Source organism: Pseudonocardia humida, assembly GCF_023898865.1.
Classification (GTDB): Bacteria; Actinomycetota; Actinomycetes; order Mycobacteriales; family Pseudonocardiaceae; genus Pseudonocardia; species Pseudonocardia humida.
Window position 1 is genome coordinate 1 of sequence record NZ_JAGSOV010000097.1, and the last position, 23,937, is coordinate 23,937.

The 23,937-nt window shown below is 75.4% G+C and carries 21 protein-coding genes and 3 pseudogenes; 14 read left to right on the forward strand and 10 right to left on the reverse strand.

Going from position 1 to position 23,937, the window contains the following annotated elements; translation table 11 throughout:
- A pseudogene (locus KDL28_RS38350) lies at nucleotides 1-219 on the forward strand (IS630 family transposase); the annotation flags it as partial.
- A 16-nt stretch (nucleotides 220-235) separates the two neighbouring features.
- Here the strand turns inward: KDL28_RS38350 and KDL28_RS38355 are convergent.
- The 7 genes from KDL28_RS38355 to KDL28_RS38385 form a co-directional block, all read right to left on the reverse strand.
- Nucleotides 236-535, reverse strand: a complete 300-nt coding sequence (locus KDL28_RS38355) for a GntR family transcriptional regulator (RefSeq protein ID WP_308216130.1) — start codon at nucleotides 533-535, stop codon at nucleotides 236-238.
- Nucleotides 536-676: 141 nt separating this feature from the next.
- The gene (locus KDL28_RS38360; protein WP_252446409.1) at nucleotides 677-3,304 is read right to left on the reverse strand and encodes an ATP-binding protein; all 2,628 of its coding nucleotides are present in this window, start codon (nucleotides 3,302-3,304) and stop codon (nucleotides 677-679) included.
- A 41-nt stretch (nucleotides 3,305-3,345) separates the two neighbouring features.
- Nucleotides 3,346-3,915, reverse strand: a complete 570-nt coding sequence (locus KDL28_RS38365) for a GNAT family N-acetyltransferase (RefSeq protein ID WP_252446410.1) — start codon at nucleotides 3,913-3,915, stop codon at nucleotides 3,346-3,348.
- Complete coding sequence (locus KDL28_RS38370) at nucleotides 3,912-5,093, reverse strand: MFS transporter (RefSeq protein WP_252446411.1); 1,182 nt, start codon at nucleotides 5,091-5,093, stop codon at nucleotides 3,912-3,914. Before KDL28_RS38370 ends, KDL28_RS38365 begins: the two co-directional genes overlap by 4 nt.
- Nucleotides 5,090-5,593 (reverse strand): GNAT family N-acetyltransferase, encoded by a 504-nt coding sequence (locus KDL28_RS38375; RefSeq protein WP_252446412.1) that lies wholly within the window; start codon nucleotides 5,591-5,593, stop codon nucleotides 5,090-5,092. Before KDL28_RS38375 ends, KDL28_RS38370 begins: the two co-directional genes overlap by 4 nt.
- A 174-nt stretch (nucleotides 5,594-5,767) precedes the next feature.
- Entirely contained in the window at nucleotides 5,768-6,241 is a 474-nt protein-coding gene (locus tag KDL28_RS38380) for an SRPBCC family protein (RefSeq protein ID WP_252446413.1), read from the reverse strand.
- 33 nt (nucleotides 6,242-6,274) lie between these two features.
- Nucleotides 6,275-6,913, reverse strand: coding sequence for a DUF2867 domain-containing protein (locus tag KDL28_RS38385; protein WP_252446414.1), 639 nt, complete (start codon nucleotides 6,911-6,913; stop codon nucleotides 6,275-6,277).
- Nucleotides 6,914-7,232: 319 nt separating this feature from the next.
- Here KDL28_RS38385 and KDL28_RS38390 point away from each other — a divergent pair, with 319 nt between their 5' ends.
- On the forward strand, nucleotides 7,233-7,877 hold the full coding sequence (locus KDL28_RS38390; RefSeq protein WP_252446439.1) for a ubiquinone/menaquinone biosynthesis methyltransferase: 645 nt from the start codon (nucleotides 7,233-7,235) through the stop codon (nucleotides 7,875-7,877).
- A gap of 97 nt (nucleotides 7,878-7,974) precedes the next feature.
- On the opposite strand, the gene KDL28_RS38395 is transcribed toward KDL28_RS38390, so the two are convergent.
- Nucleotides 7,975-8,547: a TetR/AcrR family transcriptional regulator gene (locus KDL28_RS38395; protein WP_252446415.1), complete on the reverse strand. Its 573-nt coding sequence runs from the start codon at nucleotides 8,545-8,547 to the stop codon at nucleotides 7,975-7,977.
- Nucleotides 8,548-8,775: 228 nt separating this feature from the next.
- Between KDL28_RS38395 and KDL28_RS38400 the strand changes: the two are divergent.
- A pseudogene (locus tag KDL28_RS38400) lies at nucleotides 8,776-8,964 on the forward strand (FAD/NAD(P)-binding protein); the annotation flags it as partial.
- Between the two features lie 73 nt (nucleotides 8,965-9,037).
- On the opposite strand, the gene KDL28_RS38405 reads toward KDL28_RS38400, so the two are convergent.
- Nucleotides 9,038-10,249 (reverse strand): MFS transporter, encoded by a 1,212-nt coding sequence (locus tag KDL28_RS38405; RefSeq protein ID WP_252446416.1) that lies wholly within the window; start codon nucleotides 10,247-10,249, stop codon nucleotides 9,038-9,040.
- Between the two features lie 310 nt (nucleotides 10,250-10,559).
- On the opposite strand from KDL28_RS38405, the gene KDL28_RS38410 reads away from it, so the two are divergent.
- From KDL28_RS38410 to KDL28_RS38450, 9 genes and pseudogenes are all read left to right on the forward strand, one after another.
- Nucleotides 10,560-12,107, forward strand: a complete 1,548-nt coding sequence (locus KDL28_RS38410; protein ID WP_252446417.1) for an ABC transporter substrate-binding protein — start codon at nucleotides 10,560-10,562, stop codon at nucleotides 12,105-12,107.
- Between the two features lie 3 nt (nucleotides 12,108-12,110).
- The gene (locus KDL28_RS38415) at nucleotides 12,111-13,085 is read left to right on the forward strand and encodes an ABC transporter permease (RefSeq protein WP_252446418.1); all 975 of its coding nucleotides are present in this window, start codon (nucleotides 12,111-12,113) and stop codon (nucleotides 13,083-13,085) included.
- Nucleotides 13,082-13,972 (forward strand): ABC transporter permease, encoded by an 891-nt coding sequence (locus KDL28_RS38420; RefSeq protein WP_308216129.1) that lies wholly within the window; start codon nucleotides 13,082-13,084, stop codon nucleotides 13,970-13,972. The genes KDL28_RS38415 and KDL28_RS38420 overlap by 4 nt, the downstream gene beginning before the upstream one ends.
- A complete protein-coding gene (locus KDL28_RS38425; RefSeq protein WP_252446419.1) occupies nucleotides 13,969-15,510 on the forward strand; it encodes an ABC transporter ATP-binding protein in 1,542 nt (513 codons plus the stop codon). Before KDL28_RS38420 ends, KDL28_RS38425 begins: the two co-directional genes overlap by 4 nt.
- Nucleotides 15,511-15,536: 26 nt before the next feature.
- A complete protein-coding gene (locus KDL28_RS38430) occupies nucleotides 15,537-16,106 on the forward strand; it encodes a GNAT family N-acetyltransferase (protein WP_252446420.1) in 570 nt (189 codons plus the stop codon).
- 174 nt (nucleotides 16,107-16,280) lie between these two features.
- A pseudogene (locus KDL28_RS38435) lies at nucleotides 16,281-17,575 on the forward strand (Nramp family divalent metal transporter).
- Nucleotides 17,576-17,757: 182 nt separating this feature from the next.
- On the forward strand, nucleotides 17,758-18,033 hold the full coding sequence (locus KDL28_RS38440) for a hypothetical protein (protein ID WP_252446421.1): 276 nt from the start codon (nucleotides 17,758-17,760) through the stop codon (nucleotides 18,031-18,033).
- Nucleotides 18,030-19,325: a DUF2254 domain-containing protein gene (locus KDL28_RS38445; protein ID WP_252446422.1), complete on the forward strand. Its 1,296-nt coding sequence runs from the start codon at nucleotides 18,030-18,032 to the stop codon at nucleotides 19,323-19,325. Before KDL28_RS38440 ends, KDL28_RS38445 begins: the two co-directional genes overlap by 4 nt.
- Before the next feature lie 386 nt (nucleotides 19,326-19,711).
- On the forward strand, nucleotides 19,712-20,116 hold the full coding sequence (locus tag KDL28_RS38450; protein WP_252446423.1) for an SPW repeat domain-containing protein: 405 nt from the start codon (nucleotides 19,712-19,714) through the stop codon (nucleotides 20,114-20,116).
- 977 nt (nucleotides 20,117-21,093) lie between these two features.
- Here KDL28_RS38450 and KDL28_RS38455 read toward each other — a convergent pair.
- On the reverse strand, nucleotides 21,094-21,570 hold the full coding sequence (locus KDL28_RS38455; protein WP_252446424.1) for a copper chaperone PCu(A)C domain-containing protein: 477 nt from the start codon (nucleotides 21,568-21,570) through the stop codon (nucleotides 21,094-21,096).
- Nucleotides 21,571-21,918: 348 nt separating this feature from the next.
- On the opposite strand from KDL28_RS38455, the gene KDL28_RS38460 reads away from it, so the two are divergent.
- Together KDL28_RS38460 and KDL28_RS38465 are read left to right on the forward strand one after the other, a co-directional pair.
- The gene (locus KDL28_RS38460; RefSeq protein ID WP_252446425.1) at nucleotides 21,919-22,638 is read left to right on the forward strand and encodes a hypothetical protein; all 720 of its coding nucleotides are present in this window, start codon (nucleotides 21,919-21,921) and stop codon (nucleotides 22,636-22,638) included.
- 342 nt (nucleotides 22,639-22,980) lie between these two features.
- Nucleotides 22,981-23,703, forward strand: a complete 723-nt coding sequence (locus KDL28_RS38465; protein WP_252446426.1) for a hypothetical protein — start codon at nucleotides 22,981-22,983, stop codon at nucleotides 23,701-23,703.
- Nucleotides 23,704-23,937 lie beyond the last annotated feature (234 nt).

Consider the following 23,937-nt stretch of genomic DNA (forward strand, 5'->3'; position numbering starts at 1 on the left):
CTGCCGACCTACCGGTCCTGGCTGAACTGGATCGAGAGCGAGTTCGCCGCGCTGCGCTACTTCGCCCTCAACGGCACCGATCACCGCAGCCACGCCGAGCAGAACGCGGCGATCGCCGGCTACGTCCGCTGGCACAACATCCACGCCGAGCCCAAGGTCAACTTCGCGGTCGGGTCACCGATCCGGACCTGGACCCATTACCCGGCCAAGGCTGCGTGACGGGCCACTAGTACTGCTACGCGTTCACGGCCGCCAGCCGGGCCGCGAGTGCGCGCAGCGCGTCCTCGATCATCGTGATCTGCAGCGACTCGGCGTCGTCGAACTGCGCCACCCGCACCGACCGGGGTCCCTCGCGTTTCACCAGGCGATCCTGCTCGAGGCGTCGAAGCGCCTCGCGCACCGGCGTGGGGCTGATCTTGAGCGACTCGGCCAGACCGCGCTCGGTCACCTTGCCGCCCCGAGGCAGAACCCCCGTCATGATCGCCTCGCGGACCGCGGCATACGCCTGATCGCCCGACGACGTAGGGCTTGGGATGTGGGGTAGGCGCCCCTGCCACGAGTGATCTGCTGAGTCGGACCGTCACGCGAATCGACCGGATCGCGGCCCCGCTCGATCCGCGGGCATCGGGTGCAGCAGCCGCGGACGCCGACCGTCGACCGGCGCCGCAGCGCCGATTCAGCGCGGCGCTCCTACCGCGGAGCGCAGGTCCCAGGCGGTCTCCTGCTCCGGTGCGTAGCAGCACCGGGTGCCGGTGCGGACGCTCGCACGCAGGTGCCGGCCGAGCGCCGGGTGCGCCTCCTCGACACGGCGCATGGCGGCGTGGATCCGCCAGGTCACGGCGCTGCGGGCGCGCTCGGTGGACCCTCCGCCGCGGCGCGGCCGCCCGGCGAGCCCGGTGGCGGCGGCCAACTGGTCGACGAGCAGGTCCAGCTCGGTGCGGGCGGCCCCGGCCCGCCCGAGGTCCGCCGCGTCCTCGGCCTCGGTGAGTACGTCCTGCAGCTCGATGATCCGGGCCTCGTAGCTGCGCCGGGCCTGCGGGTCGAGCAGTTCGCCGGTGTCGGGCTGCTCGACCCGCGCGCCGATCAGCTCCGTGCAGTGCACCTCCGCATTTGGCCTGCCGAGCAGCGTCGCGAGGTCGTGCAGGCCCTTGGCGTCGGGCAGCCGGGCGGTGTGCCCGGCGAAGGAGACCGTCCACACCGCCCCGTCGAGCACGAACCGGTTGTCAGCGGATGCGGACCCGGCGATCGTCGCGAGTTCCCGGCGGGCGAGGGCGACGGCGTGGCGGACGGGCACCGTCGACGGCCCGGCGGGGGCGGCGACGTCGGCGAGCCGGTCGCGCCACTCCCACTCGTAGAGCGTCAAGGTCCGGGCGCTGCCTGCGGCCTCCCGCAGGACCGCACTCGCCTGGCCGTGCCCGACGGCCCCGGCGAGCTCGGCGATCAACCGCAGCGTGACCTGCAGCGGCACGGCGTGCCCGATCCGGACGAACACCTCCAGCGCCGCGACGAGCCGGTCCGCGGCGGCGGCCGCGCGGCCCTCGCGCAGCGCGATGCCGGCCAGGGTCCAGTGGCACGGGCCCTCGACCAGCGGGTAGCCCGCTGCGCGGGTCCGCTCGGCCAGGGCGGTCAGGGTGGCCCGGCCGCGGTCGACATCGTCGATCGTCAGGATGGTGGCGCAGGCCAGCGCGGCGAGGGCCTCCGGGAAACCGCCGCCGGCCGCGACGGCCTTGGTGTGCGCGTCACCGGCCTGGCGGGCGGCCTCGTCGAGCCGGCCGAGGGCGGCAAGGGCGCTGGCCCGGAACGTGCGCATCTCGCTGGCCCAGCCCGGCTCGTCCCCCGCGTCGGCGCGCGCCACGGCCTGGTCGGCCCAGCGCAGCGCCCGGGCGGGCCGACCGGCGAGCAGGTCGTGGAAGTACAGGGTGCGCAGGGCCAGCACGGCGGCGAACGGGCTGGGATCGGCGTCGAGGGCTCGGCGGGCCAGCTCGGCGGCGCGGTCGGTCGACCGGACGACCATGTGCGCGAACGCGGCGACGGCCGCGAACTCCGGCCACGCCCGGGACCGCGGGTCGGGCCAGCGGCGCAGCAGGTCCTCGCCCACCTCGATGACCGGCTCCGGGCGCGCGCCGTGCACGACCACGACGGCCTGCCTGACGAGCGAGCCCGCCCGTTCGGGCGTGTCGTCGTGGGCGAGGCACCAGTGCAGGGCATCGAGGAGGTCGGTCTGCGCGGCCCGGGTGACGGACCGGACCTCGGGGCCCTCCGACGGCTCCGTGCCCCACCGGGTGCCGGCGGCCCGCGCGACCAGCCGGTCCACCCAGCGATCGTGGGCCTCGTCGAACTCACCGCGCTCGACCAGGCGGGCGCGGGCGAACGCCCGCAGCGTCTCCAGCAGCCCGTACCAGCTCCGCCCGTCCTGCTGCCGGACGGTGAGCAGCGACTGCCCGACGAGGTGGTCGAGGCGGTCGGCGATGGTGAGCCGGTCGGCATCCGGCGCACCGGCGACCACGCGCGCCTCGTCGGCGGTGAACCGGCCGGCGAACACGCCCAGCCGGTCGAAGAAGCGGGCGGTCGGCTCCGGCAACCGGTCGTAGGACCAGCTGATCGCCGCCTCCAGGCTGCGGTGCCGGCGCGGGCCCCGGTGGTCCGCGCGGCTGAGCAGGTCGAGCCGGTCGTCGAGATGGGCGAGGATCTCGCTGGGGGTGAGGCTGCGGGTGCGCGCCGCGGCCAGCTCCAGCGCCAGCGGCAGGCCGTCGAGCCGCCGGCACAGCGCGGCGACGGCGGCCGCGCCGGCGACGTCGAGGACGAGTTCGTGCCCCGCGGCCCGGGCGTGGGCCAGCAGGAGCGCAGCGGCGGGGGAATCGGCCAGCCGGTCCGGGTCGTCCACGGCCGGCAGCGCCAGCGGGGCCAGCGGCAGGATCCGCTCGTCGGCCAGTCCCAGCGGTTCGCGGCTGGTGGCGAGCACCGTGAGCTCGGGGCGCCCGTCGAGCAGTCGGGCAGCGGTGTCGGCGGCGGCGTCGAGGACGTGCTCGCAGTTGTCGAGCACGAGCAGCAGCCCGTCGCGCCGCGGCGCGAGCAGCGCGGCGGCCAGCGACGGGAACCCCAGCGCGGCGGCGACCGCGTCGGGCACCTCCTGGGGCCTGCTCACCTCGGCCAGCTCGCTCGTCACCGACGACGGCGAGGCCGACGCGCCCGCCCGGGCCAGCGCCGTCTTGCCGACACCACCCGCGCCGGTCACGGTGACGAGCCGGTGGTGCGCCAGCAGGCCGCGCAGGGCCGCGACCTCGCCGTCCCGGCCCAGTAGCACCGGGTCAGTGTCGCGTGCCGCGCACCGCGGCGACAGAGCGGTCAGACCAGGCCGATCGGGTCCCCGGGTCGGGAGGGACGGAGGGGCATGGCCATCTCGGCGCAGTCCAGGACCACCCCGTCGGGCAGGGCGACGGCGACCCGCTCGACCTCGGCGAAGCCGTAGGCGGCGTAGAGCGGCACGCCGGGCAGCGTCGCCATCAGGGTGAGAGCGGCGAAGCCCCGCCGGCGGGCCGCCTGCTCGCTCGCGGCGAGCACCGCGCGGCCCAGGCCGCGGCGCGTCCAGTCGCCGCGCACGAACATCGCCCTGACCCGGGCCGGTTCGGTGGCCGGGTCCAGCAGGCGGTCGTCGTCGGCCCCTGCCCCGGTTCCGGCGTGCAGCCGCCCGCGCCGGCTCCAGCCCCCGCACGCGACGATCTCGCCGTCCGCCTCGTGCACGAAGTAGGTGCCGTCCTCGATCAGCGCGGGGTCGGGCTCGGTGAGGTAGCGGGCGGCGCTGGCCGTCTGGTCGGCCGAGTAGGACCGCGGGAACAGCGTGCGGACCGATGTCCGCATCAGCGCGGCGATCCGGGGGATGTCGGCGGGTACCGCGAGCCGTTGTGCGGTGGTCATCGGGATCCTCCTTCGGTGGGAGCGGGCACGGCGGCGGCCCGGGGGTGGGTGGATGCTTCGCGGAGAGCCGACCAGCCGACCAGCGCGGCCCCCGCCGCCACGACGATCGCCGCTCCCGGGCTTCCGGTCCACGCGGTCATCGCCGCGGCCGACGTCGGACCGACGAGCGCGGCGACGGCGGACGCGGTGTGCAGCAGTCCGAGCCGGGCCCCCAGGCCGGCCGGCCCGTGCAGCTCGACGAGCAGTTCCGGGAGCAGCGCGACGTAGGCGCCGTTGGCCACGCCGAACACCACCGCGAACGCGACGAGCAGCAGCGGGTCGGCGCCGGCGACCAGCCACAGGCCCAGCGCCACGACCAGTCCGAGCGCGGCGGCCCGCAGGCCGGTCCGGGCGCCGAACCGCGCGGCGGCCGCGCCGCAGAGCAACCGCCCGGCCACCCCGGACACGCTCAGGGTGGAGAGCATCGCCGCGGCGAACGGCAGGCCGAGCCCGTGGGCGGCCGCGTAGGTGGGCAGGTGCGCCAGCGGCACGAACACCGCGCCGGACAGCGCGACAGCGGCCAGGTAGAGCCGGCCGAACCCGGGCGTCCGGACCGGGCCCGGCCGGGCGCTCGCCGCGCCGGGACCGGAGTGGACCGTCGCCGCGCAGCCGGCCAGCAGCACCGCCGACACGACGGCGAGGCCGAGCAGGGCCCCCCGCGGCCCGTCCCGCTCGGCCAGCCAGACCGCGGCCGGCGGCAGGACCGCGGTCCCGAGCGGCCCACCTGCGGCTGCGACGCCCAACGCGGTCGCCCGATGCCGGCCGACCCCGGTCCCGACCGCGGTCAGCACCGGCACGAGGACGCAGCCCGCGCCACCGCCCACCCCGAGCCCGGCCGCGAGCAGGGCGAGCGGGAAGGAGCTGGTGACCGCCACGACGGCCGATCCGGCCGGCAGCAGGACCGCACCGGCCGCGAGCAGCGGACGGGCGCCGCGGCGCTGCGCGATCGGCCCGGTCGCGGCCCCGGCGAGCAGCGCCACGCACAGCGCCGTGGAGAACGGCGCGGCCGCCGCGGCGGGCCCGACGTCGAACTCCCCGGCCAGCTCGGTGCTCAGAGCGCTGAGGGAGATCGTCGTCCCGACGGCGACCGCGCCCGCGGTGACCGCGGCGGCGACCAGCGCCCGCGGCCCGCGGATCACCGCGCCGCCCCGGCCCGCCGGCCCGCCAGGTCCAGCCCCAACGTCAGCACGCCCGGCACGCCCAGGTCGTGGAACGGCTCGGCGGGCCGGAAGCCGTACCCGCGGTAGAGGTGGTGCGCGGCCGGCATCGCGCCGGGATGGGTCTGCAGCAGCAGCTCGTCGAACCCGAGGTCGTCCGCGGCGGCCACGGCCTCGGCGAGCAGGGCCCGGCCCAGGCCCCGCCCGCGGGCCCAGGGCCGCAGGTACATCCGCTTGAGCTCGGCGGCCGACCGGGTCAGCCGGTGCACCCCGACCATCCCGGCCGGCCGCTCGCCCACCTGGGCGAGGACCAGCGCGGCGTCGGGGGGTCGGTAGAACCGGGCCGGGTCGGCGAACTCGTCCCTCGCGGCCGGCTGCGCCGCGGTGACGTCGGCGCCAACGGCCGCGGCCACCCACCGCCGGTGCTCGTCGAGCAGCAGCGCGGCCGCCGCCCAGTGCGCAGTGGTCCGAGCCCGGTGCACGGCCCCTGCCGACACCGCTCAGCCCTCCAGCCGGTGGACGGGGCGGACCATGAGGAATTCGAGGGCGGGCATGGCGACTCCCTGGCGGGTGAGGTGGTGTCACCCGGCAAGGCGTGAGGATGCCCGGGAGGTTCGGCCTCACGGGACGCGGACGGACCTCCCGAGCAGCAGATCTCATTCTCGGCTGCAGCGCTGGTCGATGTAGGCCTCGGCCTTCTCGACCTCGGACTCGATGCTCTTCGGCAGCTCGCGGCGTAGGACGGGATCGAGCAGCCACCGCAGCGCCGGGGTGAGTTCAACCGACATCGTCCTGGTCACCAGGGTCCCGTTCTCGACGGGCTCGCACACGAAACTCGCGCTGAACGTCATCAGCCGGTGCCAGAGCTTGCTCCTCGGCCACGGCGAGAGCCCGACGTCGACGCGCTCACCCGGAGTGAGGACGCCCTGTGCGACCATCTTCGGCGCGGGGATCGGTATCCCGGGCATCCTGGGACGGAACTTGAATTCGACGTGATCTCCCCGGCGGTGCACCCAGTCGAACCGCCCGAGCTTGTCGTCCACGTCGGCGTATCGTTCGACATCGAGCGCGAACTCGAGGAATTCGTCCGGCGAGCATGCCATGATTCGTCGGGTCCGTGCTTCCGCCATGAGGCATCCCGTCGTCGACATCGCGTGCGGCCGCTACTGCCCACTTGACCATCTGGGTTCTTCGTCCCTCCGCGCGCCGAGGTGCACGCTCCGCTCGCGCCATGCGCGTTCCCATTTCCGGGTCAGCGCCGGGTAGACGATGAGGTGTCGAAACGGCTTGATCACGGCCATGTACAGCCGTCCGAACAGGCCGTTGGGTTTGACCAGGGCCGCCATCCGCAGTTCGTACTCGCCGCCGTCGGACGGCACCCAACCCAGGTGGCAGACGTCGTGGACGGTCTTGTTGGCCATCTCGATCGCGCACTCGTCACGCAGCTCGTAGACCATGGTGAATGGCGTGTTCGGTACCGCCGCCCCGGTCGCGTCCTGGCGCAAGTCGGCCGGCAGCCGGTCGCGCAGCGACTCGACCCGCCCCCGGAGGCCCTGATCGGGTGTGTCCCAGCCGAACAGGGCGCCGAGCTTCCACCGCACGACGAACAGGAGCCGGACCACCGGGGGGTTCTCGTTGAGCCCCCCGACGGCCCGCAGCGCGGCCAGCATCGCGGGGAAGTCGTCCGGCCCGGCGCGGGGCGTGCGGTAGGCCCACACGTCCTCGACCCGGAAGTCGGGCGCGATCTCATGGATGCGCCACGGACGGGCCGTGTGCTCGGTGACAGGGAGCCTCATCGACATCATGCCCTTCGCAGTGTCATGCGCTGCCGCATGCGTTAGGAGCGCGAGAGTGTCGCGACCGGGTCGAGGCGGAGTCGACAATCCGTGGCTGCTCTGAGGACAGCATACCATACGGTCTGGTCTGGGGCGTTCGTCTGGCGGCCCGGCCGGCGGGAGGGCCCTGATCGCCACAGCGAGCGGCCGTTCCGCGACCTTCTCCCCGCGACATACCCAGTGGTACGTTCCGGTCGTGCGACGGCTCCTCCGCGCCGGCGGGTCCGGTCGTCCGGCGAACTCGCCCCGTGCGGACCTGCGGAAGGACCCGCACGACGTCGCCGCCATGTTCGACGGGGTCGCCCGGCGCTACGACCTCACGAACTCCGTCTTCACCGCCGGGCAGGACCGGCGCTGGCGCCGGTTGACGCGCCGGGCGCTGGCGGTGCGGCCGGGGGAGCGGGTGCTGGACCTGGCTGCAGGCACCGCGGTGTCCACCGACGAGCTGCGGCGCTCTGGCGGGTACTGCGTGGCCGCCGACTTCTCCCTCGGCATGCTCCGCGCCGGCGCGGCCCGGGACGTGCCGAAGGTCGCCGCCGACGCGCTGCACCTGCCGTTCCGCGACGGCGCCTTCGACGCGGTGACGATGACGTTCGGGCTGCGGAACGTCGCGGACCCCGATGAGGCCCTGCGCGAGCTCGCCCGGGTGACCCGGCCCGGCGGGCGCCTCGTGGTGTGCGAGACCGGCGTCCCGCCCAGTGCGCTGGTCCGCGCGGCGCGCGACGTCGCGATCGACCACGTCGTGCCGGCGATCACGAGGCGCGTGTCGAGCAACCCCGTCGCCTACCGCTACCTGGCCGAGTCGGTCCGCGCCTGGTACCCGCAGGCCGAGCTCGCCCGGCGCATCGCCGCCGCCGGCTGGGAGCAGGTCGGCTGGCGCGACCTGGGTCTCGGTGTCGTCGCACTGCACCGCGCTCGCCGACGCCCGTGACCGCACGCCCACCGTGACGATCGCGCACGGCCGGCATCGCGTCGGTCGTCGTCGAAGTCGGCAATGCGGTCGGCTCCCTGGGCAGGGGCTCGAGTGGTCACGATGCGTGGCTGCGGGCGTCCATGGGTCCGTCGTCCGCCGGGCCGAGCCGCAACACCCGGTCGTAGAGCCGCGCCACCTGGGCCAGCGGCACCGGCGGGCGAACGCTCTCGGCGCCGACGGCCAGCAGGTAGAGCATCAGTCCCAGGTCGTCCGCATCGTCGTCGTCGCTGATCTCCCGGCAGAGCCGGCGCAGGTAGCTGATCCGCGTGGCGTCGACGCGCGACTGCGCCGCGTCGACCTCCGGGTTCTCCAGCGCCCATGATCGGATCGCGACCTCCAGCGCCGGTCCCTCGTCCTGGTTCACCGCCAGTTCGATCAGCCGCTGGAGCCGCACCCGGGCGCCGGCCCCCGCGTCCTGCTCGACGCGCTGGATGTAGCGGGAGGTGTGCTCGGCCTCGAAGTGCGCCATCAGCGCGGTGACGTAGCCCGCCGTGCCGCCGAAGTGGTGGTAGAAGGAGCCCTTGGTCAGGCCCATCCGCGTGGTCAGCTGCTCGATGGTCAGCGCCCGCGCCCCGAGTTCGGCCAACACCTCCAGGCCCGTGTCCAGCCAGTCCCGCCTGCTCGCCATGGTCCAGACCATACCGTCTTGTCTGCCGCCACCGGCCTCCATACAGTGCCGTATGGTATGGCCAAGTTCGGGCGGCGCACGCACCCGCTCGACCGACCGCGGGCCTCGGGAGGGAGTGCCATGTCGCTCCGCTCACCGACCACGTCCCCGTCGCGCACTACCAACGCCGGACGTCGCGCCCACTGCCCCTCGTCGTCCTCACCCCGTCGCAGCCTCCAGGGAGATCCGATGCCCACCGTCGTCGAGCCACGCAGCCCGCACATCCTGATCGTGGGTGGGGGGTACGTCGGCATGTACTGCGCCCTGCGGCTGCAGAAGCGGCTACGCCGGGGCGAGGCCACGGTCACCGTGGTGGATCCGCAGCCGAACATGACCCAGCAGCCGTTCCTGGCCGAGGCCGCGGCCGGGTCCATCGAGGCCCCCGAAGCCACACTGTGGTCCACGCGGTGGCGAAGCCGAGAAGGAACTGGCGCCGTGCGTCGGTGCGCCGTCAGGCCTCCTGCGGGCGGGGCCGGGAGAACCCGCGCGCCCCGGGCGCCAGTGCGGCGGCGGCCGGGCCGAGCGCGCACACGACGGCGCAGGCCAGCAGGGTGGCAGCGGTGCCGAAGGCGTCGAGGGCCGGGGCGATGAGGGCGAGCCCGAGCGGGGCCAGGCCGTAGGACAGCAGGAAGTCCACCGAGGAGACCCGGGCCAGCAGCCGGGGCTCGACCTCGCGCTGCAGCGCGGTGAACCAGGGCACGTTGAACAGCTCGATGCCCACCCCCACGAGCACGTACGCGGCGACCAGGACGGCGGCGGGGACGGGCAGCAGCAGCGCCAGCGGGGCCAGTGCGTACAGGCCGAGCCCGGCCATGGCGACCCAGCCGGGGGCGCGCGGGCGCCAGCGGGCGATCAGCAGGGCGCCGAGCAGGGCTCCTGCCGGGTACGCGGTGGTGGCTGCAGCGAGGACGGCTTCGCTGCCGTAGCGGTCGCGCGCCACGAGGGGCAGCACGACGGCGGTCGCGGAGTAGCCGGTGGCGATGACCGCGGTGAGGGCGCCGAGCCCGGCGGTGAACCAGCGGTGGCGGCGGGCCTCGGCCAGGCCCTCCCCGAGTTCGCGCGGGAACGACGCGCCGGCTCGTCCGGTCCGTGACCGGGCAGCGCCGCGCGGCGGCAGGGCGGCGGCCAGCACCCACAGCGCGCCGGTCGCGTCGACCAGCGCGCGCAGGTCGACGGCCAGCGCGAGCAGCGCCGTGGCGCCGGGGGCGACCAGCACGCTGACCCGGACCGCGAGGGTGATCGCGGCGTTCGCCTGCTGGCGCCGGTCGGCGTGGACGATCTCAGCGGTCAGGGCCTGGAAGGCGGGTCGGCAGGCGCCCTGGCCGGTGCCGACGACGGCGGCGGCGACCGCGACGAGCGCCATCGAACCGCACAGGCCGGCGGCGATGGCCGGGCTGGCCACCGCGGCCGCACCGGCCGACCAGCCGACGACGGCGCGCCGGGAGTGGCGGTCGGCCAGTACGCCGGCGACCGGGACCGCGACCAGGAAGCCGGCGGTGCGAGCGGCGAGCGCGACGCCGAGGTCGAGCGCGGACAGCCCGCCGTCGAGCACGGCCAGGGCGAGCAGGAACGGCAGCGCCCAGGTGGCCAGGCCGGAGGCCGTCGTGCCGGCCCACAGCCGCAGGAACGCCGGGTCGCGCAGCAGCGCAGGCGGGGTGGTCACGGCGCGCCGGGGAAGCGGCTGAGGAACGTCGGGTCCGTGTGCCGGACGTACTCCGACCCGACCCGGGCGCGCTTGGGGCCTCTCGTGGCGGTCAGCCGCACGGCGTGGGTGGTCGGCGTGCGCAGGGCGCCTCCTCACGGCATCGGTCCGGGTCGGAGCGTCGGCGAACTCCGGATGCTGTTGCACATTACTGGCGACTGCGAAGATCAGGCAGGTGACCGCTGTGAGCAACACTACTAGGAATGATTATCGTTTGCAGTTACGCTCCGCAGGCGGTTCTGGTTGCGGCACGTGAGGAACGGAGCGTCGGGTGCGTCGAGTGGTGGTCCTCGTCGGAGTGGTCCTGCTGGTCCTGCTGGGCGCCTGCGGCACCGGACCGGCAGCACCGGACAGCGGCGGCGAGGGAGGGTTGGCCCTGGCGGTCAGCAAGATCAACGCTGCGCTGGACCCGGCGGAGAGCCTGACCACCAGCTACCTGCGCTCCTTCGGGGCGGGGGAGTCGCTGGCCAAGATCCGGCCCGACGGCACGGTCGCCCCCGAGCTGGCCGAGTCGCTGACCGCCACCGCACCGGGCACCTGGACGGTCGTGCTGCGCGAGGGCGCCACCTTCCACAGCGGTGCCCCGGTCGACGCGGAGGCGGTGCGGGCGTCGCTGGAGCGCTCCCGGGTGCTCAACGAGCTGGCCGCGGACCTCGTCGAGGAGGTGACGTTCGACGTCGTCGACCCGCGCACCCTCACCGCGACCACCGCAGGCCCCAGCCCGTACCTGGACGCCACGCTCGCCCACTACGAGCTGCAGATCCACAACGTGGCGAGCTACGCCGGGCTCACCGCCCCGGCCACGACCGCGGACCTCACCGGGCCGTTCCGGGTCACCGCGTTCGCTCCGGAGCAGGAACTGACCCTCGAGCGCAACCCGACCTGGTGGGGGCAGGCGCCTGCGGTCGACACGATCACGGTGCAGCAGGTGACCGACCCCGAGGCCCGGGCCCAGATCGCGCTGGCCGGGCAGGCCGACGTCGTGGACCTGCTGCCGCCCTCGGCGGTGGCCGAGCTGCGCACCGCCGAAGGGACTCGGCTGCAGGGCGCGCCGGCGGCCAACACCGTGGCGGTCTACCTCAACCCGTCCTCGCCGGCCGCGCCCGCGCTGGCCGACCAGCGGGTGCGCCAGGCGCTGGCCTGGGCGGTCGACCGGGCCGCCGTCGCCGAGATCGCCGGGGAGGGGTTGACCGGGGCCGCACCGAGCTGGCTGGCCTCCAACCCGGCCTACCCGCAGGCCGACGAGCAGGGCTTCACCCGGCACGACCCGGCGCTGGCCGCCCGGTTGCTGGACGAGGCGGGCTGGGTGCTCGGTCCGGACGGGCGCCGCGCCAAGGACGGCGCCCCGTTGGTGCTGCGGCTGCAGACCTGGGGCACCGAAGGCCCGACCGGTGAGGTGCTGCAGGCCCAGTGGGACTCGCTCGGCGTCACCGTGGAGCTGTCGTACGTGGACAACGCCCTGGTCCAGCAGGCCCGCGAGCGCGGCGACTGGGACGCCCAGACCGCGGCCTTCACCACCCTGGGGAACGTGGCGAACCTGTTCGCGGTGCAGATGGGCGCCGACGGGTCGGGCAACTACGGCCGCTACGACCTGCCGCAGGTTCCCGCGCTGATCGAGCGGGCGAGCGCGGCGGCGACCGCGGAGGAGCGCACCGCGGCGGTCCTGGAGCTCAACGCCCTGCACACCGAGGTCGTGCCGGCGATCCCGGTGCACCCGCGCCCGCAGGCGACCGCGGTGTCCGCCCGAGTCGGCGGGTTCGTCGCGCACCCGCTGCAGTACGAGAACCTCGTGCAGCCCGGCTACACCCTCGACGGCTGAGCGGTGATCGTGCTGCGGCCCGCGGCGGTCGTCGGGGCCAGGGCGCTCGCCGGCACGCTGGCCGTGCTGCTGGTCGCCTCCGTGCTGGTCTTCGGGCTGGTGCGCAGCGCGCCGGGCGACCCGGTCGACGTCCAGCTGGGCGAGGCGGGCGGGGTCGGGCTGAGCCGGTCCGACATCGACCGCATCCGCACCGAGCGGCGCGTCGAGCTGGGCCTGGACCGGCCGCTGCCCGAGCAGTACGTGCGCTGGCTCGGCCGGATGGTGACCGGGGACTGGGGCACCTCCTACGTCAGCGGCCGGTCGGTGCGCGCGGAGGTGCTCGACCGGGTGCCGGCCAGCCTGGTGCTGGCCGTGAGCGGGTTCGCGGTCGCCGTCGTGCTCGCCGTGGGGTTGGCCCTGCTGGCCAGCCGGCGCCCCGGCGGCCCGACCGACCAGGTGGTGCGGCTGGCGACGCTGGCGACGGTGGCCGTGCCGTCGTTCCTGCTCGGCACCCTCGCGCTGCAGGTCGCGACGGCCGCGACCGGGTACCGCATCGCCGGACCGGCCACCGCGGGGCGGATCTGGCTGCCCGCGCTGGTGCTCGGCGTCGCGGTCACCCCGACGCTGTCGCGGGTGCTGCGGGCGTCGCTGATCGCCGAGCGCGGACGGCTCTACGCGGTGGCCGCCCAGGCCCGCGGGGCGTCGGCGGGGCGCACGCTGCTCAGGCACGTGCTGCGCCCGGCCCTGGCCCCGGCGCTCACCCTGGGCGGGCTGGCCTTCGCCTCGCTGGTCACCGGCTCGGTCATCACCGAGGCCGTGTTCAGCTGGCCGGGCGTGGGCCGCTACGCCGTCGACGCGATCTCCGCCCAGGACTACCCCGTGGTCCAGGCCTACGTCGTGCTGGCCACCGCGCTGGTGGTCCTGGTCAACCGCGGCGTCGACCTCGTCCAGCGGCTGGTCGACCCGCGCGGTGACGCCCGAGCGGAGGCCGTGGCGTGAGGCTGCTCGACAGCGCCCGCGCCGGGGCCGGGACCCGGCTTCGGGAGCGGCTGCGGGACAGGGCGCGCCCGCCCGGGCGCGCCCTGGTGGTGGCAGGCTCGGTGCTGCTGGCCCTGGTGGTGCTGGTCGTGCTGGTCGCGCCCTGGATCGCCCCCTTCGACCCGGCCGCGCAGCGGGTCGGTCCCCGGCTGGCCCCGCCGGAGGGAGAGCACTGGTCGGGCACCGACCGGTTCGGCCGCGACACCGCGTCCCGGGTGCTGCACGGCGGTCGGCAGACCCTGCTGGTCACCGCGGCCACGATGGCCGCCGTGGTCGCCGTCGGGGTCGTGGTCGGCACCGTGATCGGGCTGGCCGGCCCGCGCGGCGACGACCTCGGACGCCGCGTCGTCGACACCGTCGTCGCGTTCCCCGCGGTGATCGTCATCCTGGCCTTCGTCGGCCTGCGCGGCCCGTCGCTGCCCGCGGTGCTGGGCGGGGCGCTGCTGGTGTGGTGGGCGCCGTTCGCCCGGCTGACCCGGGCGCTGGTCCGCGCCGCGCTGGCCGAGCCCTCCGCGGTCACCGCCCGCGCGCTCGGCGCGTCCCGGCTGCACCTGCTGCGCACCGAGGTCCGGCCGCGGCTGGTGGGCCCGGTGGGGGTGCTGGTCGCCGTGGAGACCGGGCAGCTGATCGCCACCGTGGCCGGGCTGTCGTTCCTGGGCATGGGTGCCCAGCCGCCGGACCCGGAGTGGGGCGCGATGCTCGCCGACGCGCGCGGCGCGGCGCTGTCGAGCCCGCACCTGGTGCTCGGCCCCGGGCTCGCGGTGCTGGTCACGGTGCTCGCGCTCACCTGCGTCGGGGAGGGCCTGCGCGACCTGCTCGACCGCTCCACCCAGGTGGTGCGCCCGTGACCCCGGCGCTGACCGTGCGCGGTCTCACCGTCGACTACCGCGGCGCCGCCGTGCTCGACGACGTCGACCTCGACGTGGCCGCCGGAGAGGTGCTGGTGGTGCTGGGCGGCAGCGGCTCGGGCAAGTCGACGGTGCTGCGCGCCGTGCTCGGGCTGGTGCCGGCGCCCGGGCGGGTGCGGGCCGCGCGGCTCGCGCTGGCCGGTGGCCGCGGCCCGATCGACCTCGCCGACCCCCGGGCCCGCCGCCGGGCCCGCGGCGACCGCATCGGCCTGGTGTTCCAGGACCCGGTGCTCGCGCTCACCCCGCTGCGCCGGGTCGGCTCGCTGGTCCGCGAGGCCGGCGCCGACCGCTCGGGTGTCGAGCCGCTGCTGGCCGCCAGCGGGTTCGGCCGGCCCGCGGCGGTGGTCGACCGGCGGGCGTTCACGCTGTCCGGCGGGATGGCCCAGCGGGTCGGGTTCGTCCTCGCCGTGGCCGGCGGGCCGGACGTGCTGCTGGCCGACGAGCCCACCACGGCGCTGGACGGCCCGGCGCGGGTGGAGCTGGTCGACCGGCTGCGGGAGCGGGCCGCGGCCGGTACCGCGGTCGTGCTGGTGACCCACGACGTCGGCGTGGCCGCCGCGTTGGCCGACCGGGTGCTCGTGCTCGACGGCGGGCGGGTGGTCGAGAGCGGGCCGACCGCGCGGGTGCTCGGCGCGCCGGCCCACCCGACGACCCGGGCGCTGGTCCGCGACGTGCCGTGGGCGCTGCCCCCGCGCCGGCGGGCGCCGGCGAAGGGCCCGGCCGTCGTCCGGGTGCGCGGGCTGACCAAGGCCCACCCGGGCGCGGGCGCCGTGCTCGACGGGCTCGACCTGGACGTGGCCGAGGGCGAGGTGGTGGGCGTGGCCGGGCGCAGCGGCGACGGCAAGACCACGCTGCTGCGCTGCCTGCTCGGCCTGGAGCGGCCCGACGCCGGCGAGCTGCGCCTGGGTGGCGTCGATCCGGCCGCGGAGGGCTGGGCCGCGGTCCGCCGGGTGGTGCAGCTCGTCCCGCAGGACCCGCGGGGCTCGCTCAACCCCTGGCGCACCGCCGCGCAACAGGTCGCCGACCCGCTGGACTTCCACCGGATCGGCGACCGCGCCGCTCGGCGCGTCCGGGCCATGGAACTGCTCGACGCGTTCGGTCTGGGCGGGCTGGCCGGGCGCCGGCCCACCGAGCTGTCCACCGGGCAGTGCCAGCGCGTCGCCATCGCCCGCGCGCTGGCCGTGCGCCCGCGGGTGCTGCTCGCCGACGAACCGGCGTCCGCCCTCGACGTCACCCGGCAGGCCGAGCTCATCGAGCTGCTGACCGCGGTCGTGGCCGAGCACGGCACCAGCGCGTTGGTCGTCTCCCACGATCTGCACGTGCTCGAACGGCTCTGCGACCGCGTCGCCGTGCTCGCCGAGGGCCGGATCGTCGAGGACCTGCCGGTGGGCCGGCTGCGCGCCGACGCCGCCCACGAGCGGACCCGCGCCCTGCTGGCCGCTCACCCGACCGACCCGCTGGCCGCCGCCACCGCATGAGACCCCGATCGCAAGGAGCCCGCCGCGTGGGACAGGACCCGCCCGCCGAGTACACCGTCCGCCGCGCCGTCACCGCCGAGGACCTGGCCGGCGCCCGCGCCGTCGTGCTGCACACCGCCGAGGCCGACCTCGGCTACGGCTACCAGCCGCAGTGGCACTGGGACCTCGACCGGCTCGTCGAGACCTACGTCGACAACCCCCGCCAGGCCATGTTCGTCGCGGTGGACCCGGACGGCGAGGTCGTCTCCACCGCGGCGATCCGGGTGGGCGGCCCGAACGTGCCGCCGCACCCGGCAGAGCTGGACCGCCGCTACGCCGACCGGCCCGCCGTGGCCCAGCTGCTGCGGGTGGCCACGCTGCCCCGCCACCGCCGGGCCGGGCTGGGGCGTCGACTGGTGGCTGCCTGCCAGCGGTTCGTCCGCGCCGACGGCGGCTTCCGGGTGATCTACCTGCACACCAACACCCGGGTCCCGGCGGCCGAGCCGTTCTGGCGCTCGCTGCCGGTCGTGGAGGTCCGCGACGATCGCGGGGACCGGGGCGATCCCCGCTTCGCCACGGTGCACTTCGAGCTGCCCCTCGACGCCCGCATCGGGTGAACGGACGCCGGCCGGACGGTGCAACGGCTGAGCTGTCGCGGACGAGGCCAGGTCACCCTTCCGAGCAAGTACCTGCCACCTGTCGAGTTTCGGGACCTGCCGGAGCCCGTGCCGCTGCGGCGCGTGACCGGGGCCAGCGTCATCATCCTGGCCACCGCCATCGGGTCCGGCGAGATGATCCTCTGGCCCTACATCACCTCCCAGATCGGCTTCATCTTCATGTGGGCCGCCGTGGTGGGGTTCGCGATCCAGTTCTTCCTCAACATGGAGATCGAGCGCTACACGCTGGCGACCGGGGAGTCCGCGATCACCGGCTTCACCCGGTTCTGAAGCCGTGGTGGTGGCTGTTCATCGTCTTCGCGCTCCTGCAGAACTTCTGGCCCGGCTGGGCGACCGGCGCGGCCACCACCGCGTCGTTCGCACTCGGGTTGGGCGAAGACGCACCGGTCGTTCCGATCACGACCGCCGCGCTGGTGGCCATCGGGATCACCCTCACCCTGTCCCCGGTCGTCTACCAGGCGGTCGAGAAGATCCAGTTCGTGCTCGTGGCACTGATCATGCTCTTCGTCGTGGTCGCCATCCCGGCCGCCACCACGAGCGCGGCGTGGGGAGCGCTGTTCTCCGAGGGCGTGGGCCAGGTCGGCTTCCCGGTCGGGCAGGGCGGACTCGGGATCGCGCTGCTCCTCGGCGCGCTGGCCTTCGCCGGAGCCGGCGGCGCGAACAACCTGGTGCAGAGCAACTACATCCGGGACAAGGGCATGGGCATGGGCATGCACATGCCCCGGATCGTCTCCCCGATCACCGGGCACGAAGAGGCGCGGCCCTCGCTGGGGTACGTCTTCCCGACCGACGACGAGAACATGCGGCGCTGGCGCGGCTGGTGGCGGGTGGCCAACTGGGAGCAGTTCCTCGCCTTCTTCCTCGTCGGCGTCCTGTCCTTGATCATCCTGTCGGTGCTGGCCTACTCGACGCTGGGCGTCGGCCGGGTGCAGGAACAGGACCTCGCTTTCCTGCGGTTGGAGGGGCAGGTCCTCCAGGATGTCGTGGCGCCGTGGTTCGGCACCGCCTTCTGGGTCGCCGCGACCGTCGCGCTGTTCTCGACCAACCTCGGGATCATCGACTACACCTGCCGCCTGATCGCCGACCAGTTCAAGATCAACGCGTTGCGGGACAGCCGGGTCTGGACCGAGAGCCGGATCTACGTCGCGTTCGTCTGGCTCATGATCGCCGTGGGCTCGCTGATCCTGCTCGCGGGACTCGACCAACCGTTCGCGCTCGTCGTGATCGCGTCCTCCATCGCCGGCGTGCAGATGTTCATCTACTCCGGGCTGCTGATCATGCTCAACCGGAGGGCCCTGCCCGCGCAGCTGAGGATCAGCGGGGTGCGGCTCGCGGTGCTCGCTCTGTCCTTCGCCTTCTTCGGCTTCCTGTCCGTCCTGCTCGTCCTCGACAACCTCGGCGGCGGGTAACCCGTTTGCTCAAGCGGTTGTGGTTGCGGCTGCTCGTGGCGCTGGTGATCTGGATGGCACTGGTCACGGCCATGTGGCTGTTCGGAGTGCTCGGCTGAACGCCCCCCGCGCGGTTCGATCGCGATTCGGATCGGCGCGTCGAGCGTTGATCCGGAGTCCCCCGATCCCTCGCGCGGGACCCGGTGGCCGGGACCGGGCTGGGAGTCGTCCTGCTCGCCGCGGCGCTGCGCCTGCTGGTCCCGGCGGCGGCCGCGCGGGGCAAGCTGATGGCCGCGGCGGTGATGGCGACCCCGGCGGCGCGCTCCGCCGTCACCGGGATCGCCGAGATCACCGGGTCCGCAAGCAGCTCTGACGCCGTCCTGCGGCGCCTCGCCGGGGTGCACCGGGAGCGAGTCCACGGCCGTTCGCAAGGTGCCCGCCAGGTAACCCGCCGAGGTGTGGGAACCCCGACCGGGTGACGGCCTGGGCGCGGGAGAGGTTCTGGCTCGTCCCCACGGTCTGCGCCGCGAGCGCGGTCGCGCTCGGGCTCGTGCTCACCGAGCTCGACGTGGTGCTGCTGCGGTCCGCCGACCTGCCGTTCCTCTTCGGCGGTGGCCCGGAGGGGGCCCGGGCGCTGCTGTCGGCGGTCATCACCTCGATGATCTCGTTCACCGCGCTCACGTTCTCGATCACGATCGTGGTGCTGCAGCTGACCAGCGGCCAGTTCTCGCCGCGGGTGCTGCGGACGTTCCTGCGGGACCGTTTCAACCAGGTCACGCTCGGGGTGTTCGTGGCGACCTTCAGCTACGCGATGACGGTGCTGCGCAGCGTCCGCGGAACGGCGGCCGTGTCGCCGTTCGTCCCGCAGATCGCCGTCACCACGGCCTTCGGGTTCGTGCTGACGAGCGTGCTGGTCTTCCTGGGCTACCTGCACCACACCGCGCAGGCGATCCGGGTCGCCACCATCATCGACTCGATCGGCGCGGAGACCCGCGCCGTGCTCGAACGGCGCCACCCCCCGCAGCACGACGACACCGGGGCGCCCGTGTCGAGGAGCGACGACGACGGGCGGTCGGTCCCGGCCACCCGGCCCGGTGTGCTCCAGTCCGTCGACGACGCTGCGCTCGCGCGGCTGGCCGGGGCCGCGGGCGGTGAGGTGGAGGTGCTCAGGGCCGTCGGGGAGTTCGTCCCGGCCGGCGCGGCCCTGCTCCACGTGCGCGACGGCGGCCGGGCGGACGACGACCGGCTGCGCGCCGCCGTCGTGCTGGGCAAGGAGCGGTCGATGGACCAGGACGTCGGTTTCGGCCTGCGCCAGCTCGTGGACATCGCCGCCCGGGCGCTCTCCCCGGGCGTCAACGACGCCACGACCGCCGTGCAGGTCGTCGACCAGTTGCACGACCTGCTGCGGCGGCTGGCGACGCGGCCGCTCCCCGGGCGCCGTACGGTCGCCGTGGACGGCCGCACCGTCGTCACGGTGCCGGAGCCGGACTTCGAGCAGTACCTCGACCTGGCCGTCGAGGAGATCCAGCGCTGGGGGGCGGACGACCCGCGGATCCAGAAGCGGCTGGAGGGCATGGTGCGGGACCTGGTCACCGTCGCCCGGCCCGAGAACACGGCCGTCCTGGCTCGCCGGCTCGCCCGGTGGGACGAGCACGTGGTCCTCAGCGGAGGGATCGACTTGACACCGTCCGACGTCGGCCTGCGCCGCCCGGAGCACCCGAGCGGTGGGCGGCCCCCAGGCCGCGCAGACGCCCGCCCGCCAGCTGAGTGAGCAGCGGAGCGGCGGCGACCCGTCCCACCACCGGAAGGAGCCGCGGCGGTCGCGCCGAACAGCGCAAGTCCTCCGGGTGGACCTGGCCGTTGGTGAGACGGTCGGCAGGTGCGCGTCGGGGCCGGATCCGCAAGGTGTTGGACAGGTAGTCCGACCGCGGGCCGGGGCAGCCCGCTGGTGCGGGGTGGCGACCGCACCGCCGCACCGACCACGATCGAGGAGCAGACGTGCAGCCACCGACCACACCTGACGGGACGTCCCCGGCACCGGGCCCGACGCCCTACGCCTACCCGGCCGCCGGTGCCGGTGCCTCCGGTCCCCGCCCGGGCAGGCCTCAGCGGGCCGTGGACCCACCGCCGTCGGGTGGTGGTGCGCGTCCGACCTGGATGAACGCCCTCGTGCTCCTGCCCGGGGCGTGGCTGGTGGCCGCACCGTTCCTGCTCGGGTACGACCGGGCCGGGGCCGAGCTCAGCGCGACCGTGAACGATGTGGCCACCGGGGTGGCCGTGGTCCTCATCGCGTTCCTGGGCACGGCCGCCCGGTTCCGAGGTGCGGTGCTGTGGGCGGTCGAGGTGGCGCTGGGCGCGTGGTTGCTCGCGGCGCCCTTCGTGCTGTTCTACTCCGCGGACTCACCGGCGACCGCGGCCACGTGGAACGACATCGGGACCGGGACCGTCATCGTCGTCGTGGCCGTCACCGCCGCCACGCTCACCCGGCAGGAACGCCGCCGGGACGCCGCAGCTCCGGGGGGCGACCGGGCCGGGACCGTTCGCAAGGCGCGCGACAGGTAGCTGTGCGCGACCCCGGGGAACTCCGGGAGGGCGAAGGCGGAGGCGTCGTCACCTCGACGTCCCGGACGAGCACGGCGAGCGGAGCCCCCGCGGCGGGTGCGCGACGACCGCGTACCCCGTGCGCGGCGGCCCATGAGGGAGGCCGTTGACGTGAACGGGCATCTGGACGAAGGCGATCCGCGGGGAACGGGGCCGGTGGGTGACCGGCCCGATGAGCAGCAGCGCGATGCCGCAGCGCGTTCCGAGGCGCTGCGGATGCTGCACCGGCTGGGGACGACGCCGGTACCGAAGTGGGGTGGGGCCCTGCTGCTCGCGGCGGTCCTCGGGTGGATCAGCCCGGTGCTGCTCCTGCTGGCCGCGCTGGTCACCGCGATCGGCTGGTTGTGCTACACCGGGTCCGACCCCGTCCACTGGGGACCGGTCCCGCCGCCCCCCTCCGCGGGGCCACGGGCGCCGCGAGGCGCCGAGCTCCACCGATCTCGCGGCCGGCCCGCGGACGAGGGAGCACCTGTGGTGGGAGAGCACCGTCCGGCGGTCGGGACGGCACCGGCCCCGCCCCCGGGCCGCGTCACCGCCGCGCGGCGTTCACGACCCCGGCCCCCGTCCCGGGCGGTGGGCCGGGTCCGGCAGCGTCACCCGTCGACGCCGTAGGCGATCTCCACGGCCACGGTGAGCTCCCCGGCTCCCCGGCTCCCCGGCTCCCCGGCTCCCCGGCTCGACGGGGGTGGCGGCACGGGCGGTGTCCGGCCCGAACGGGTCCACCGAGCCGGGGCACCTCGAGGATCGTGCGCACCCCACCCAGGCCCACCCCGGCCGCCGCAGGGCGTCCCCGACGGCCCGACTCGCCGCGTCGACCAGCGCGCCGACCGCGCTCGGGTCCCGCACCGTCGCGGTGACCTCGTTGGTCACCTCGTAGCCGGTGACCCGCCCGTCCTGGTCGAGGACGGTGCCGACGCAGAGCCCGGTCTCCGGGGGTGTCACCCGCCGTCCTCGGCGCGGGGCGGCGGGATGTCGGGGGTCTTCACGGGTACGTCGACGACGACGTCTCCGGCCCGCTCGAAACCGAACACCACCGGGTAGCTGATGCCGGACCGGATGGGCTCCTTCAACCCGATCAGCGCGATCAGGCCGCCGTCGTCCTCGTAGGGCACCTCGATCGAGGCCACGGGGCCGATCTGGCCGGCGGTCAGGGTCTGGTCGCCGGGGATGACGAGGCCGTCGTCGACGACCACGAGCCCGGCCTCGGCGATCGGGCTGCTGATGCGCACCAGGCGGTCCGGGGCGTCGCCGGTGTTGACGAGGGTCACCGCCAGCGGCGCGATGCCCCCGACCCCGTAGACCTCGTCCCCGGCGACCGGCCGGTCGAACAGGAACTCGACCTCGAGCACCGCCATCTCCCCGACCCGGGCGACCGCTCCCGAGGCGTTGCCGACGTACTCGCTGGTCTGCGCCACCTGACCGGCACCGCAGCCCGCCACGACCGGAGCCACGCACAGGGCGGCCACCGCTGCGGCGGCGGGCCACCGTGGAGGCCGTCGGTCGGTTCGGGCGCTGCGGCCCACCGGGACCGGCGTGGGATCGGTACCGTCCATGCCGCATGGCTACCCGCCGCGGACCGGGCCGCGCGCGGCCGCGCCTTACGAGCTCCTGCCGACCGGGCCGCGCCCGTCATCCCCACCGCCACCCCGACCGATCGTCAGGCACCCGTCAGGCGAGGGCGTGCTGATCCGCCCCCGTGTGGGTAGGCCGGTCCGGGACGACCGCGCCTGGTCGTCGTGACACCGATCTCGGAGGGACTGGGCGTGCCGGAGCGGGACCGCGTCGCCCACCCGTCGGAGGTGCGGACGCACGACGACCCGGACGGCGGGCTCGCCCGCGCGGAACGGATCGCCCGGCGGCTGGACAGGCCGATGGGCGTGCTCGGCGTGCTGTTCCTGCTGGTGGTGCTCGGCCAGGTACTGGCAGGCGAGGCCGGCACGGCCACCGCGTTCACCGTCGCGGGGTGGGTGCTGTGGGCGGTGTTCGTCGGCGAGTTCGCGCTGCGCGCGGTGGTGGCCCGGGACCGGCGGCGGTTCTGGGCCCGCAACTGGTGGCAGCTGGTGTTCCTGGTCGTGCCGTTCCTGCGGTTCGCCCGGGTGCTGAGGCTGCTTCGGGTGGCTCGGGTCGGCAGCGTCGTGTCGGCGGCGGTGCGGGGGTCCCGCTCGGCCGGCCGGCTGCTGTCGGGGCGGATCGGCTGGCTGCTGGCCGTCACCGCGGTCGTGGTCCTGGCGTCGAGCCAGCTGCTCTACGTGCTGGGGGCCTACGACAGCTACGCCGAGGCCCTGCACGACGCGGCGCTGGCCACGATCACCGGGGAGCCGCTGGCCGCCGCGAGCGGTTTCGCCCGCGTCCTGGAGGTGCTGCTCGCGGTGTACTCGGTCGCGGTGTTCGCCACCCTCGCCGGTGCCCTCGGCGCGTTCTTCCTCGCCGGGCGCGACACCGGTGCCCTCCCGGGCCGGGACGCGGATCAGCCCGAGCCGTAGCCGTGGTCGGCGGCGCACGGCCAGGCCGTCGAGCAGGGGCAGCGGATGGCCGGCGCCCGGGCGTCAGGACGTCGCGCTCCGACGCCGGTCGTCCCCGCGCCCCCCGGTCCTCCCCGGTCGGGCGCCCGACCGACGACCACCGACAGCACCACGTGCAGGACCGCGGCCAGCGGCACGGCGAGCGCAGCTCCCGCGAAGCCGTACAGCGGCGCCGCCGTGAGCGCCGGTGGGCGTCGACGTGACGGCGGATGTCAGCCGACCGTCAGGGGCGACTCGGTTACCGGCGCCGCGGGCGCGGGCACGCCGACGGGGACCGTCGCACGTCACGGAACGGAGGACGACATGGTTGCCACCGCCCACCGAGGATCCGGCCCGGAACCGGCCCGGACGCCCGACCTGATCCGCTGGGGTCCGGTGGTCGCCGGCGCGACCATCGGGCTGGCGGTGTTCGCCCTGTTCAGCACCCTGTGGCTGGCGGTGGCCACGGGAGCGGGTGACGACCCGGTCGAGGCGTACCTGCCCTGGTTCATGGGCGCCACCGCCGCGTTCGCGCTGCTGCTGGCCGGCGTGGTCGCCGGCCTGTTCGCCGGCGCCCGCGGCTCGCTGGCGGGGCTGGCGAACGGCGTCACCGCCTGGGGACTGCTCTTCGTGCTGTCGCTGACCGCGATCGTGCCGGGGGCGGCGAACCTGACCGCCGGGCTCGGCTCCGGCCTGGGTCGGGCCGATGCGCGGGCCGGGGGAGCGCTGGGCGGGGTGACCGCCGAGTCCGCCCTGTGGGCCGGGTTCTGGTCGCTGCTGGTCGGACTGCTGCTCGCCGCGCTCGGCGGGCTCATCGGCGGGCGCGTGCGGCGCCCGGTGGAGCCGGCCGAGGAGCTGGACCGGACCGCGCGTCCCGGCCGGGCCGTCGCCCCGGACCGCGACCACGCCGCCGACACCGATCCGTCCGGCACGGCGGCCACCCCCCTCGCGTCCGTGCCCGAGCAGCGGGACCGACCCGTCGTCGACGTGCCGCGCAACGGCCGGGACCACCACGACGTGGCGCCCGGCCCGACCGATCCGCGCTGACGGCCGGGCGCGCCCCGGGTCCACCGCACGCCGGACGGCCCGGTGACCGAGGCGGTGCTGCAGCCCATCGCCCCGTTGGGCGGCTGACCCGGTCGAGGCGGGCGCGCAGCGGGGAGCGCACAGCCGTCGGCTCCGACGCCGAGCGCGCGGGAGGCCGCGGCGCCACCTCACCCGATCCGGTGCCGCGACCTGACGATGCCCTGACGAACGGCGCCGCCCACTGCCCGGGCACCG